This is a genomic window from Lyngbya sp. CCAP 1446/10, from assembly GCF_026130175.1.
GTDB lineage: Bacteria > Cyanobacteriota > Cyanobacteriia > Cyanobacteriales > Microcoleaceae > Microcoleus.
Window position 1 is genome coordinate 47,786 of the sequence record NZ_JAIGNI010000002.1, and the last position, 13,835, is coordinate 61,620.

A 13,835-nucleotide genomic window follows, 5' to 3' on the forward strand; every position below is an offset into this window, starting at 1 on the left:
AGTTTGTTCTCCTCTAATTTGGGATGGCGGGTTAGATTTTTCGTTTCAACACAAATGTGTTGACTTTTCGAGCTAGAAACTCTTTTAAATGCAAATATTATCGAGCTTCTGGATCTCTCCAACCTTTGAAGCCTTGCTGGTTTTTAGCTTGTCTTGTCCCCAATTGCGATCGGGGTTTGTGACTTTTTGGGCTTCTGCGCGCACCGTCGGATCTAAATAAAGCTTTATCTGTCGATTCTTGATTGACAAGATCGATTTTGCGAGTGCGATCGGTGCTGCTAGCAACGCTGTGCCGGCAGCACACGCGCTATTTGACTCCCAGAGTTGCTCAATCAAAGCATTTCTTTGGGATCGCTTTGTCATGACTCAATGTTGCAGACAACTTGCGATCGGGTCAAGGGGTCTTTTGCCTCAATCATGGGTACTTATACGCATTTTGGGGCATCTGGGGATCAATATGTCAAAATTTGATGACAATAGAATGCTTATAGGGCTCTATCACGAACAAAATGTCAAGGTTTCATGACAAAATGCTCCCAGGGGGCGATTTCCTTTGGGATAGTTCCGTTTCAAGGGTTTGTTGATGAGTCTGGGAGTAGCTGTAGGGTGCGTCGCCATTCACAATCCCTTGCATAAAAATCGACTTTTCGAGTAGCGACGCACCAGTGCCATAGCCGCCGAGTATAAACAAACCCAAAAATTATGTTGTAGCAAGACTTCAGAGAAATGGCATAGCTTGATATTTCTGATTCATTGCGGATTGTCTAGCTGATCAAACAGTTGATTAAAAAAATCTTCTACTTTTTGCCCTTGGCCTCGATCCATTTGTTCCAAACCCAGTTTAATTCCCTTTAAAGTCTCCAATAACTCAACCGCATCTAAAAGTTTCTGATAGGATTCAGCATCTTGAACAACTAACTCTGCTTTCCCATTGACAGTTAGAACTAAAGGATGTTTTGTTTGCTTGAGGCGCTGCACAAACTCAGTCGTATTACGTTTGAAATCGGTGAGAGAATGTATGTCTCTTGAAAGGTTTATCATAATAACATTAAATTAGCATCTAATTCAATGTTATATGGTATTTGCGGAGTTTGTTAATCAAATTTTGATAGTAAAAAAAGACTGTGATATAATAGAATAGGTAATAGCCGATCGCGAGGCCGCACAGTATGCTCAAAACTACCATTACCATTCCCCAGACCTTCAAAGTAACTCACGAACAGTTCCAGCAAATTGCGGCCGTCAACCGTGACTTAAGGCTAGAGAGAACTGCTACAGGAGAATTAATCATTATGGCACCCACTGGAAGTGAGACAGGCAATCGAAACCTAGATATTGAAGGACAACTCTGGCTGTGGAATCGCCAAACCAAGCTGGGAGTAGCATTTAACTCTTCTAGCGGTTTTAAACTGCCCAATGGTGCCGATCGCTCCCCAGACGCTTCCTGGGTTAAATTAGAACGGTGGCAAACTCTCACACCCAAAGAACAAGAAGGCTTTGCTCCCCTTTGTCCAGACTTTGTTGTAGAATTGCGATCTAAGTCCGACAACATGGAACCATTGCGAGAAAAAATGCGAGAATACATCGCAAATGGAGCTCGTTTGGGTTGGTTAATCGATCGCAAAAACCAGAAAGTCGAGATATACAGACAAAATCAGGATGTGGAAATATTAAATAACCCCAGCACTTTATCCGGGGAAAATGTATTACCGGGATTTGTCTTAGATTTAACAGATGTTTGGTAATCCTTCTAAATCCTGAATAATTATCTCTTACTCTTAGTCTGCGGAGGCAGACTTTGTATGTGTAGACGCGGTTTCAACCGCCGGGTTAATTTGTGTGTGTAGACGCGGTTTCAACCGCCGAGTGTGTGTAGACGCGGTTTCAACGACCGAGTTAATCATATTTGGTAATAACATCAAAAGATTCACCAACCGCAATATAATAAATTACAGTAGTACATCAATCCCAAATCCAAAATCCCATGCCCCTAACGCTTTACAACAGCTTGACCCGCCGCGAATCACCTTTCGAGCCCCTCGAACCCTCAAAGGTGCGGATGTACTGTTGCGGCGTTACGGTATACGATTACTGCCACGTCGGCCACGCCCGCGCCTACATTGTTTGGGATATGGTGCGCCGATATTTGATGTGGCGCGGATACGATGTGCGCTACGTTCAGAATTTTACAGATATTGACGACAAAATTCTCAACCGCGCCCGCGAAACAAATTCCACAATGGAAGCCGTAGCCGAACGCTTCATCAAGGCATATTTGGCCGACATGGACAAACTAAATATTCTCAGGGCTGATGAATATCCCCGCGCCACACACTCAATGGACGGCATCAAACGGCTGATTCACGAGTTAGAAAACAAAGGCTTTGCTTATGCGAACAGCGGCGACGTTTACTACAGCGTCCGCAAGTTTGACAACTACGGAAAGCTTTCTGGCCGCAAGTTAGAAGAAATGGAATCCGGGGCTAGCGGTAGAATAGAAACCGCCGAAATAGAAGCTCAAAAAAAGCAAGATTCATCAGATTTTGCCCTGTGGAAAAGTGCAAAACCCGGTGAACCTTTTTGGGATTCATCTTGGGGAAAAGGTCGCCCCGGATGGCACATTGAATGTTCGGCGATGGTGCGCGATTGCTTGGGGGAAACAATTGATATTCACTGCGGCGGTTCCGATTTAATTTTTCCGCACCACGAAAACGAAATTGCTCAATCTGAAGCCGCGACTGGTAAGTCTCTGGCTAATTATTGGATGCACAATGCTTTTGTGACTGTCAATGGCAGAAAGATGTCAAAGTCTTTGCACAATTTTATTACTATTCGCGATTTGTTGGAGGGGAATTGGTCGGGCGATTTGGAATCTGACCCCCCCCAGCCCCCCCTTGCTAAGGGGGGGAGTAAGAGTGATAAGTCAAAAGCGGTGGAACCGATGGCGGTGAGGCTGTTTGTTTTGATGGCGCAGTATCGCAGTCAGATTGATTTTACTGAAGAGGCGATCGCTAGCGCTCGAAATGGCTGGCATACTCTTGAAGAAAGCCTCGCTTTTGGTGATTCGCACGGTTCCCAATTGGGCTGGGATTCAGAAAAAACTCTGAAATTGCCCATAATGGAGAGTGAGGCTGTACAGCAATTTAGAGCAGCGATGGATGATGATTTCAATACTCCTAATGCTTTAGCTGTTCTGTTTGAATTGGCGAAGGAATTGCGGCGCGAAAGCAATATAATTGTACATGGGGGAAAAACGGAAATACCTTCGGAAGTGTTGCAACAAAAGTGGCAGAATCTGGTTAAGTTATCCGAAGTTTTAGGATTTAGAAAACCCAAACTCGTCCCGCTAAGTGCGACTATCAATATCCCTTCCGCATCTTTCAGTATTAATACATTTGAAATCATTAGCGGATTAACTGATGAGGAGATTGAGGTGATGATTCAGCAGAGGAAAGATGCCCGAAAAGCTAAGAATTTCGCTGAGGGCGATCGCCTTCGTGATGAACTTAAGGATAATGGGATTACTCTAATCGATCAAAAGGATGGTACTACCATCTGGCACCGTGGTTGAAACTCAATTCATAGTCTGCGGAGGCAGACTTTGTTTGACAAAAAGCGGTTTCAACCGCCGAATTCTAAACACGCTCTAATATCTTCCTCCGTCAACTCTGGAAAGTCGTCGATAATCTCTGCATGAGACATTCCCGCAGCTAGCCAACCTAACACATCATATACCGTAATTCGCATTCGCCTGATGCAAGGCTTTCCACCGCGTTTACCTGGTTCGATCGTAATGATGTTGCGATAGCTCATGACAAGACCGAGTTGAGTACACTTTTCTTTAAGTTTAGCTTAGTCCTGGAAAAGTTATATCGGCTTTAACTTATTCGCAAATTCGGCAACAGCCTCGACAAATTCTGCGGTTGATTCGTAGGGTAAAACGTTGCGCCCCGGCATTAATAAACCCTCTGCGTTGGAAAAGTTAGCCAAATATTGCGCTAGTCTTTCCTCCGGTTTTTCCTCTTTACCCGATTGACTGATGCTTGAGGCTTTTTCCCCCATGACAACGAGTACGGGAGGTTCAAATTTTTGAATTGTACCGCTGTAATCCTTGCGCCAAAACCCCGCCAAAAACGAGTAAACTGCGTGGCGGCTGTCAGGATTTGCCGCCCCAGCCTGCAAAGCCTCCAACCATTCGCTATCAACATTTGCCGCATCGCCAAACAGTTGTTTAACAGAAAAAGATCGCAAAAATTCAGCGCGTCTGGCGTAGCGATAAAAAGCGTTTCCCAAGGGAGAATCTAACAAATTCCAGACGATTCTTTGCTGTCTCTCTGTCGAATGTTTGTTCATCACCGCCCAAGCTGGAGGCCCGGCGAGGATTAATCCGTGGATCAAATTAGAACCGCTTTCCTGCTGGATTTTGGCTAATTCCAAGGCTACACACAGTAAAGCACCTTGCACGATTACGATCGCAGGTTTTTTTACTACAGTCTCCAAGAAAAACTGCAACTGTGCCGCCCAATCGTCAGGATAGCAAGCCACAGCAGGCATTTCGGAATCGCCGCATCCCAAAAGATCGGGATTGTAAATCGGATTTGTGTTCCCCGATGTGTACCAATTTTCGCAAAATCTCTGCCAAAATACTTTTGACAATCCAACTCCTACGGGATGGATTAATAACAAAGGAATGCTATCTTCTGTCGCATTAGTTGGTTGATAAACATCATAAGCACAGCGATAATTTTGCCATTCGTAAAACAGCGTTGGTGATTTTATAGACGAAATGGGAGATAATTGTGGGGTTGAATATTGGGGCTGCATATTAATCTTTTAATTTTTTATGTACTATGCTAGGACAATGCGAGTTTGACCTTGGACATTTGGTTGCGAGTGGGCAATACGAATCTCTACATTGCTGCCGAGTGCGTTGATAAAACGAAATAGGCTTTCTATAGAGAAGTCGGATAATTTGCCGCGCATCAATGCTGATATCTGGGGTTGAGTGATTCCTAAAATCTTTGCTGCTTCAATCTGGGTTACTTTGCGTTCCGAGATTAACTCACTGATTTGATGAGCTAGTTCTGCCTTAATCAATAGTTCATCAGGATTCGGGAGCCCTAAGTCAGCAAAGACATTCCCACTGCTTGAATGCACTTTCATTGTCTTATTTATAATTTATATCGTATAGTTTATTATAACATCAAGGGTAACAGATTCGGCAACAATATAATTACTCAATCATGTCAGAACAGCGGATTACAATTTCCATACCAAACTTGCTGCTCATTGTAGCATCGTCCTTGCTGCTAGTGCTGCTGTGGCAATTACGCAGCCTGCTAGTAATTTTGATGATATCAGTCGTGCTCGCCGCTTCGATCGTCCCGATCGTCAATTGGGCCGAAACCCTGCGCCTCCCCCGCTGGCTGGCGGTAATTCTGGTTTATCTAAGTCTGATTGGCGGATTCAGCGGGACTGTAGTGTTAATCGGCCCGACAATCATCGAACAAATCCAGTTACTCGTGCGACTGTTACCAGTTTATACTGAAAGCCTGAAAACCTTAGCAACTAATCTATTGAGTCGCTTAACCGACGACGCCCCAACCTTGGTTGGTCAGTTTGTGGACACTCAATCGCTGACGAATTGGCTGATTCGATCGAGTCAACAACTGATTTTGCGATCGTACAGTTTAACTAGAGGCATTTTAGGAGGTGTTTTCAGCTTAATTTTGGCATTATTTATTTCAGGTTATATGGTTGCTGATAGCAACACATTAATTAAAAGTTTGGTGCAGTTTTTCCCGAAACCTTGGGATGAAAGATTAGCCGCCCAAGCAACTCCCATCGGTCAAAGAATGGGGAGTTATATTCGGGGACGGGTGTTAGTTTCGGGAATTTTAGGGATATTTATTACCACAGGTTTGAGCGTTTTGGGAATGCCGGAATTTGCTTTGGGCTTAGGTGCGATCGCAGGTGTGACAAATCTGATTCCCTTCATCGGCCCAGTTTTGGGCGCAGTACCAGCATTAATCGTAGCGTTAGCTAAAGGCGGCTGGATACTTTTGTGGGTATTGCTCTTATTTGTATTTATCCAAAACTTGGAAACTTACGTGCTCGATCCTTTGCTGGTTGGTTCCTCGGTTGGCGTGCATCCCTTATATCAATTGTTGTCCGTCCTCGGAGGCGTGCAAGTATTGGGAATTATCGGCGCAATAATTGTGCCGCCTTGGTTTGCGGGAGTGGCGGCTTTAGTTGAGAACTTGTATTTAAAACCGAAGCTGAGGAGTGAACATCGAGAGACAATAAATCAAGCTAAAAATAATTCTGACTTACCGTCTATAACACCTTGAACATTCAACACAGTAGACTTGAATTGTCAGAATTCACAAACTATATTGAAATCATCTGCGTTGATCTGTGTTTATCCGCTCATATCTGCGGTCGATCTATCAATCAAAGACTTAGGAAATAAGTCTAGTATCTAGAAGCCCGCTAACTAATGACGTAAGGATTCAGGTGACTGAACTCCTTGCTGGGCAAAGACTTTAGATCTGGAGCTTGATACTAAATCAATCTCTATTCTCAATAAGCCGCGAAAAACTGTCACTTTTCCTCGTTTATTGACAATTAACCACGAAAGACAAAAACCCTTATTTTGCCCTAAAACCCTCACCAGACAAGCGTTGGAGCCGCAAGTTTTTAGACCTGAATCCTTACCTAATGACCAATGACTAATGACTAATGACCAATGACTAATGACTAATGACTAATGCCCAATGCCCAATGCCCAATGCCCAATGCCCAATGCCCAATGCCCAATGCCCAATGACTAAGGACTAATTGCCACTTCAATGCGGCGGTTGCGCTGCCGATTGATATCAGAACTATTATCCACCGAAGGGCGACTTTCCCCGTAGCCGATCGCCACCCAATGATAACTCTGACCGAGGACACCAGACAAATACTGCACCACAGCCTGAGCCCGCGCCAACGAGACATTGCGATTTTCCGCCTCTTCCCCCACGTCGTCAGTGTGGCCCGCAACCCGCACCGTCGCCCCCTCAGAACTGCGCAACTCCGCCACCAAATTGTCCAAAATCGCACTGGTTCCAGCCCGCAGAGAAATGCTGCCCGTATCAAACAAAACATCGCTGGGGAGAGTTACCATCAGCCCATCCCCTCCAAACGGATTTTTCGCATTCTGCGGCTGCGCGTTGGCATTTCCAGGGCTTAATGTGGGTAAAGCCAGAGGAGAAGCGGTTGCAGTTGCGGTTGCAGCCAATTCCCGCGACATCAACTGCAACCGCTTTTCCAAAGTTTCCGTCGGGCGACTGCTACCCAACTGACTCTCTAAAGCCGCTGTGCGCCCAATTAGCGCGTTGAGCTCGCCCTGCAACTGTCTCAAATCTCCTTGCAATTTCTCTCTTTGGGCTGGGCTAACTTTTGACTGGGGAGTGGGTGTAACGGTTGGTGTTGGAAGCGCCGGAATTTGCTTTGCTGGGGCGCGTTTCGGGCTGGGGGTCAAATTTTGAGTTAGGCGCAGCAATCTCTCGGCGATCGGCATTTCCGTGGCGCGTGAGGGGTAAATTTGGGCGATCGTCATCCCCAAAACCCACGCAAAACCGCTGCCTACTCCCAGCAGCAGCAATCGAAATATCAGCGACAGTACAAGCAAGCCTTTTCCCCGCGACTTGGAGGCGCGAGTCGGGGGGATTGAAGGTATTTGTTTAGAAGTTCGCGTCATGTTACCTCCCTCTCGGTGCACATACCAGATTAATTTCGATACTATCCTATCTGATTTGAGATTTGAGATTTGAGATTTTTTCTCCAATCTCAAATAGACAAGATTGCAAAAGTAGCTGGGACGGGATCTCCGGCCCATCCCACAAAAATCTTTCTTTCTTGTGGGATGGGCTTCTAGCCCGTCCTAAAATTTAATTAAAAGGACTTTTGCAAGATGTCTAATCTAAAAAAGAAATCCGGTTTCTAGAAATCTGGGGTTTAGCCGCGCAGCATCTGCTGAGAAACCGGATTTCTAGTCCCCCGCGTGTAAGCCTAAATCTGTTAGATAATACTGTAGACCTTCTGGACAAAAAACCGATGACCGACCCTTTAAATAGCGCCTATCCCGTTCCTTGGGAATGGATTAGTGACACTCACGCTAAGGTTAGTTCAACTAGCGGCACGGGCCTCCGTTACTATCGCAGTCCTTCCTTAGTTTCAACTAACGGCCAATACGCGGCTTACAGTCGAATTGAGTTGCAAGTACAGCCGGAATTAGCCGAGTGTCGGGTTAGTAGCGTCATGTTTGTGGAAAATCTCAAAACCGGGGAACTGCAAACGGTGGCGGCTGCTTCGCCGCTGGCGGAAAGCGGAATGTATGCTAGCGATGACACAGATATGTCCGGGACGATCGCCATTTTAGTGCCTGTTTCTTGGAATCAAGACGGTTCCCGCGTTCTCGCCCGCGAATTTGAAGCGCTGTTCAACTCTTCCGATATGTCCGACTACGCGGTCATTTGGGATAAAAATGATAATTACACTTATACCGTTGCTCCGGCTCGCAGTCTTTACACTCATGCTGTATTGTTGGGTTGGAGTCAAGTTTGTCCGGGACAAGTTCTGTTCCGTGCCGGCAATTTGGGCGATCGATCTTGGCCTCTTTGTGCAGTCGATATCACTGGCCAAACAGTAGCTGTCAGCGAAGACAAACCCTTAGTTTTCGGCACTCAAGCCAGCACAGACTGGATCGAACCTAAAACTCGTTTTTAGATATTATGGCGGCATCTTCTTCGATCAAACCCACAATTCTTTTACTTGCAGGTCAATTTTTCGAGCAATTTCTTTTGACTCTGCTGCTGACTGTTTTGGCTGTTGTTTTCGGTCTAACAGTTTTTATTTGTATTCGGATTTTTATCAATTGGTTGCAGAATAATCTGGAGGAAAATCGCCATTCTTTTAGACCAAAATTAGCCAAAAAATCGCCATATTCAAATGCCAATTTTACCGCAAGTAAAAACGTTTTTTTAGAGCCGCAGTTTGTTGAAAATGATGCAAGTTATACGGCGGCTTTTTGGGGAGGAGAAAGCGAGATTTCAGAACCGCTTGAGCCAGAGATCGTCTGCGAAGATTCAGCAGCAGTTGCCTATCTATACAACCCGATCGCACTTTGGCATGGGCGCTTAATTTTACCATTAAGCGAACAGCGCGAGACCTATGGATCAGTATTTTTTGAAGTAATAAATGCACCAAAAAAATATCAAAATTTTATTGGGAAAATAGCATTGTTGAAGTGGAGTACAAATCGTCAAGTACAGTTTTTTGTCCACGCCGTCAGTCAAGATATCAGTTTCACCAAGCAAACTCAAAAAAGTCAAAAATCAGGCAACATTCATCCAGATAGATTGAACGGTTGGCGAAATGTCGGCCCTCTAGAAACTCTAGCAGGTAGCAGACGCGAAGACAGCGTGACTGTGATGCTACGCAGGCCAGTGATTGTCATCAACGACAGCAGCAGCGATCGGCAAGAACTAATTATCGATCGCGAACCAGTACAAATTATCGGACGTTTGTGTGCATTAGTCTCAATTTTACAGCGCCAAAAACCCGACAGCGACAAATTTATTGTCCGGCATTTCAGCAAAACATCCCAACAATTTGACGGCGCGGCCGAAATCATTCGGATTCCGCAAGTACAGCCAGATAAAAATGGCATAGCGAGGTCTACCAATCACCTGATCGAACAATCGCCATTAAATCCAGACGGCTGGTACATTTACGGCGAAAGAGACGAAGACAGTATTTTTGTAGTGCAAGCAATCGAGCCTCGCAAAATTGCCCAATTAACACCGGATGAAACACATTTCGGACTGAAAAAATCTCTCGCTTATTTAAGTAGCGAAAACTGGCAAAATACCACCGCTGAAAAAGGACAAGCAAAAAGAGTATTGTTATCGCCAAATGACGCTACAGAAAACACTGCAATCTCGCCTTGGGAAGAAGGAGACATCGGCATCGTGATTCACAGTTTCGGCGGTATCGGTGGCAAAAAAGGCGAATCGGCACCGCTGGGAATTGTTACCGGACATTTTGCTTTTGGAGTAGCAAAAGTTGTGCGCGATCGCTTTACCAGCGAACTACGTTTTGACATAGAATACAAACAAGTTTATGCCCACAACCCCGATGGAATTGTGGCTGGTTCGAGCAAATGGCAAAGTTACATGGGAGACTTGCAGCGCGGCTGGTTGGGCGATCGCCCGGTGTGCGATATTATTTGTAAATTAGACTGCGTGTGTTACGACTACGATTTTGACGGCATCATTTTGTCGCCTTTAACCGAATTAAACCAGCAACTAGATATCATGATGGCGCGCTACCGCAGCGGAGACGGCACCGGTGCAACTTTAGTCACGCCAGCAACTTCTTGCGTCCAAGATTCCAGTCAGGCAATTTACGCGACAATTAAAAAAATTACTTCCGAAGTTGAGTCAAATTCTCAAATTCAAGACTGGCTAAAAACAAATCCTACCCACGCACAAACCGAAAGATTTCATCAGTTAGTAGCTTTGGGAGAGAGTTTAGAAAAAGTATTAATTCCCCTTGGTATTGTCCGTCCAGATTGGCGCAAAAATACGAGATTGGCGGGGATTGATTCGGAACTGAAAAAAACCTTTTTTGCTGGTATCATGAACTTGATCAAAGCTGCGATTAGTTACCGAACAATGCTACCCAAGCGAACTCAAGATGAAATTGCCAAAGTTTTATTGAAACAAGGAGCATTTTTGTGGATCATTCGCACCAATCAAGTCGGGGGATTTGATCCAGATATTGAGCCGATCGCACCGACAGGAATTTGAATCAGCAATCGGTTTGTAGATGATTCGGCGATTGAAATCGCTACTAGAAAAACCAAGTCTGCCTCCGCAGACTAAGAGATTGAGGGAGCATTTAAGCGGGATTTGGTATCAGTCAACAGTCAACCGTTAACAGTCAACCGTTAACAGTCAACAGTCAACAATCAACAGTCAACAATCAACCATTACCAAGGAGTGACTGCCACAGTGCCACCCGGTGCAAAAACTACTCGGAAATCAGCCAGCGGTTCCGCAGGTGGCCTGGTGCCAACCGGTTTGTAAAGCAACTCCGACAACGGCGCATCCGCGGATCTCGCGACTGCTGCGGAATTCTCCGACTTATAACCGACAATCGCGCCGTCTTTACCCACACTCACCCGATAAACCAACTCCGCATCAACAGCACGCTGATTCTTCAAAACTCCGTCAATTTGTTGGGAAAGTTTACCCTTCAACACCTCAATTTCTGCCGCATCTGTAATCGGCACGGCTGCTGCCCCAGGGCTGGGCGAACCTTCGGAAACAGGACTGGGCGTGCTTTCCGGTGAAATGCTCGACTGCGGTGTGGACAAGGGTGAAATGCTCGACTGCGGTGTGGCCAAGGGTGAAGTGTCCGACTGCGGCGAAGTGCTCGGAGTTGGTGAACTCGATTCAGCTTTCGGAGTTTTATCCCCAGGTAGCAAACCGTCAGCCGCAGGTGTGGGATTGGGATTCGGCGAACCTGAACCACCCGGATTGGGCGTTCCCAGATTCTGGCCGGCAGCATTGGGCTGTGGTACCGGATCTCTGGGGCGCTGGACTTCGGGGACTGGTACCAAGAAAAACGCCATTGCCGCTAAAGCCAAACTCGACACCCCCACCACCGCGGGCAAACTCCGCTGCGCCAAAGGTTCGGCAGACTTGATATAACGCTTGGAAATGGGGGTTAATTGCAGCGACAATTCCGGTAGCGTCTGAGTGTCGGCAAAAAATTGGTCGATCGCCTCTACCAAGTCAAATAGCTGTACCGTCGTCAAATCTACGACCGCCGACAGTTCTGTTTTTTGATCTATTTGGGTGGTGCTGCCTGTGGAGGCGGGTAGAACGGTCAAACGGTGCGAATTCCCATCAATTCTGTGGAACTGTACCATGCTCAAATTCGGGCCGTAGCGATCGGGATAATGGACTCCGCTCATAAATTCTTGAGCGTAGCTACTGACGGCCCTCACTAAGCTTTCAAAAAATTCTCGTCCCCCCGTCAGGGGCTCTCCGATCCCTGTCACATAGCATTCAGCACTCATTAGTATGGAAAGCACTGGCCGTGTCTCTAACTGGCTGGCTGCCGATCCATCGCTCAACCCTTCTAGAACTAGGGTGCAATTTGGCAGACTGTACTGACGCCTAATAGTCATTTTTACTCCACTTCTCCATCAAACAGGCTAACCCAGAAGCGCTGCATTCCGGCTGTTCCTGTACAAAATAGCAGTTTGCTCAACAAGTTTAAAGCTAGTTCGTCCAGCTTTTCGTCGGAATCATAAGCTACAACTACTGATCGCTTGGGGTTCATGCGCGATCGAAAGTGAGCTCGAAAACGTTCTAAATACTCGAAAAGCACCAAGTTCTGATTTAGGGGTATATTTCTCGATCGCAACTGCTGCGAATCTAGCAGCAACTGCCGAATTGTCGCAGTTAACTTGCGCGCCATATTACAGGCGATCGCCACCAGCGCCTTTGCCTCCACAACAGTCAGGGAGCGGCGCTGGGTATAGCGTCTCAGCGGGTTAGTATTGCGCATCAGCCAAAAGGCAACCCGATTTTTGATAATTGACTCCAATTCCAACTCCTTCGACACTGCCAGCATTTCTTCAGCACCTCCGAGATACAAGGCCTCGATCGCCAGCAACATCAAATCAATTTGCAATCTAGCCCGGCGGGGACACCCGCCATCGTTCGGCGACAAGTCTGGCAAACTGTCTAAAATCAACGGGTTTGACTCGGTAAGCGAAGTTTCTGACGGCATTAAGATCACGGCAACATCCATTCCAAACAAACTATACGGTTATGCGGGGTCTTTGGCATGACAAATTCTGAACCAAGGACTTCTCAGAGATACTTTATTTTTATCATTCACTTTTAAGTATATTTATCAATCTACCAGCAACCGACCGTCGCAGGCGAGTTCCGGTGGCGGGAGTTCGATCGTCCACTCCCCCGCCCCCGCCGCCGGAGCTTTTTGATTCCTTGCTTCGCCACGCCAGAAGCGGAGAGTCGGAGAGAGACAAAGAATTTGACAATTACCCATTCCCGATTCTCGATTCCCGATGGCGATCGATCAATGTTCCTGCTTCTGGGGTTTCGCCGCCACTTCTCTTTGAGCCGTAAAATCACTAGCCGCCGCCCGATCCGTCAGACTAATTTTTCCCTTGAGGCTTTCTCCGTCCACAATCCCTCGCAGTTTAACAGAACTGTTTTGACCGATCGCTGTGGAGTCGCTGCAACCCTCTAAATTAGGAACCGCACCCGACAAACTCAACCCTTGATTTTCCCATTTCCCAACTAGAGAAGGTTTCTCCTCGGCTATTTTTTCCCGATCGGCCTCGCTGTTACCCGATCGCAAATGACCGCTCAAATAAACACCCGATTGCTCAATTGTCAATACCAAAGCATCAGATTTCAGGCAATCGGGCAAATTTTTAGCATCAAAGCGATAACTTCCAGCAATTGCCGGAGGAGCCTTTAAATTTGTTTCTCCGTAAGCAGTTACTACCTTAAACAGCACGGCAACCAAGGCGATCGAAATACCATAAAATGATAACAACTTGACATTTAAATTAATCATAATTTGGGGAATGGGGAATTGGGAATTGGGAATTGGGCATTGGGCATTGGGAATTGGGAATTGGGCATTGGGCATTGGGCATTGGGGATTTGTAGCACCTCACAAATAACCAATAACAAATAACCAATAACAAATAACCAATAACCCTTCGACGCTTTGACTAC

At 46.2% G+C, this 13,835-nt stretch carries 15 protein-coding genes; 5 read left to right on the forward strand and 10 right to left on the reverse strand.

What is annotated here, in order from left to right; all coding sequences use genetic code 11:
- Positions 1–84: 84 nt before the first annotated feature.
- Positions 85–363 (reverse strand): hypothetical protein, encoded by a 279-nt coding sequence (locus K4039_RS01380; RefSeq protein ID WP_265233324.1) that lies wholly within the window; start codon positions 361–363, stop codon positions 85–87.
- Positions 364–750: 387 nt separating this feature from the next.
- The gene (locus tag K4039_RS01385) at positions 751–1,041 is read right to left on the reverse strand and encodes a type II toxin-antitoxin system Phd/YefM family antitoxin (protein WP_265233325.1); all 291 of its coding nucleotides are present in this window, start codon (positions 1,039–1,041) and stop codon (positions 751–753) included.
- Positions 1,042–1,169: 128 nt separating this feature from the next.
- On the opposite strand from K4039_RS01385, the gene K4039_RS01390 reads away from it, so the two are divergent.
- Both K4039_RS01390 and cysS read left to right on the forward strand, forming a co-directional pair.
- A complete protein-coding gene (locus tag K4039_RS01390; RefSeq protein WP_265233326.1) occupies positions 1,170–1,745 on the forward strand; it encodes a Uma2 family endonuclease in 576 nt (191 codons plus the stop codon).
- A gap of 239 nt (positions 1,746–1,984) precedes the next feature.
- Positions 1,985–3,571 (forward strand): cysteine--tRNA ligase, encoded by a 1,587-nt coding sequence (gene cysS, locus K4039_RS01395; protein WP_265233327.1) that lies wholly within the window; start codon positions 1,985–1,987, stop codon positions 3,569–3,571.
- A 50-nt stretch (positions 3,572–3,621) separates the two neighbouring features.
- On the opposite strand, the gene K4039_RS01400 is transcribed toward cysS, so the two are convergent.
- The 3 genes from K4039_RS01400 to K4039_RS01410 are packed head-to-tail and all read right to left on the reverse strand — an operon-like array spanning position 3,622 to position 5,163.
- Complete coding sequence (locus K4039_RS01400; protein WP_265233328.1) at positions 3,622–3,813, reverse strand: DUF433 domain-containing protein; 192 nt, start codon at positions 3,811–3,813, stop codon at positions 3,622–3,624.
- Positions 3,814–3,867: 54 nt separating this feature from the next.
- Positions 3,868–4,824, reverse strand: coding sequence for an alpha/beta fold hydrolase (locus K4039_RS01405; protein ID WP_265233329.1), 957 nt, complete (start codon positions 4,822–4,824; stop codon positions 3,868–3,870).
- Positions 4,825–4,848: 24 nt separating this feature from the next.
- On the reverse strand, positions 4,849–5,163 hold the full coding sequence (locus tag K4039_RS01410) for a helix-turn-helix domain-containing protein (RefSeq protein ID WP_265233330.1): 315 nt from the start codon (positions 5,161–5,163) through the stop codon (positions 4,849–4,851).
- An 80-nt stretch (positions 5,164–5,243) separates the two neighbouring features.
- Between K4039_RS01410 and K4039_RS01415 the strand changes: the two genes are divergently transcribed.
- Positions 5,244–6,350, forward strand: coding sequence for an AI-2E family transporter (locus tag K4039_RS01415; protein WP_265233331.1), 1,107 nt, complete (start codon positions 5,244–5,246; stop codon positions 6,348–6,350).
- Positions 6,351–6,829: 479 nt separating this feature from the next.
- Here K4039_RS01415 and K4039_RS01420 read toward each other — a convergent pair whose 3' ends face one another.
- Positions 6,830–7,744: an OmpA family protein gene (locus K4039_RS01420; RefSeq protein WP_265233332.1), complete on the reverse strand. Its 915-nt coding sequence runs from the start codon at positions 7,742–7,744 to the stop codon at positions 6,830–6,832.
- Positions 7,745–8,100: 356 nt separating this feature from the next.
- Between K4039_RS01420 and K4039_RS01425 the strand changes: the two genes are divergently transcribed.
- Together K4039_RS01425 and K4039_RS01430 are read left to right on the forward strand one after the other, a co-directional pair.
- Positions 8,101–8,772, forward strand: a complete 672-nt coding sequence (locus tag K4039_RS01425) for a hypothetical protein (protein ID WP_265233333.1) — start codon at positions 8,101–8,103, stop codon at positions 8,770–8,772.
- A 5-nt stretch (positions 8,773–8,777) separates the two neighbouring features.
- Positions 8,778–10,856, forward strand: a complete 2,079-nt coding sequence (locus K4039_RS01430; RefSeq protein WP_265233334.1) for an abortive infection protein — start codon at positions 8,778–8,780, stop codon at positions 10,854–10,856.
- Positions 10,857–11,038: 182 nt separating this feature from the next.
- Here the strand turns inward: K4039_RS01430 and K4039_RS01435 are convergent, their stop codons facing one another.
- The 4 genes from K4039_RS01435 to K4039_RS01450 form a co-directional block, all read right to left on the reverse strand.
- Positions 11,039–12,244, reverse strand: a complete 1,206-nt coding sequence (locus K4039_RS01435) for a DUF4335 domain-containing protein (protein WP_265233335.1) — start codon at positions 12,242–12,244, stop codon at positions 11,039–11,041.
- 2 nt (positions 12,245–12,246) lie between these two features.
- Entirely contained in the window at positions 12,247–12,873 is a 627-nt protein-coding gene (locus K4039_RS01440) for a DUF3038 domain-containing protein (RefSeq protein WP_265233336.1), read from the reverse strand.
- Positions 12,874–12,978: 105 nt separating this feature from the next.
- Complete coding sequence (locus tag K4039_RS01445) at positions 12,979–13,134, reverse strand: hypothetical protein (RefSeq protein ID WP_265233337.1); 156 nt, start codon at positions 13,132–13,134, stop codon at positions 12,979–12,981.
- A gap of 30 nt (positions 13,135–13,164) precedes the next feature.
- Positions 13,165–13,746 carry a hypothetical protein gene (locus tag K4039_RS01450; protein WP_265233338.1) on the reverse strand — a complete coding sequence of 194 codons (582 nt, stop codon included), beginning with the start codon at positions 13,744–13,746 and terminating at the stop codon, positions 13,165–13,167.
- Positions 13,747–13,835 lie beyond the last annotated feature (89 nt).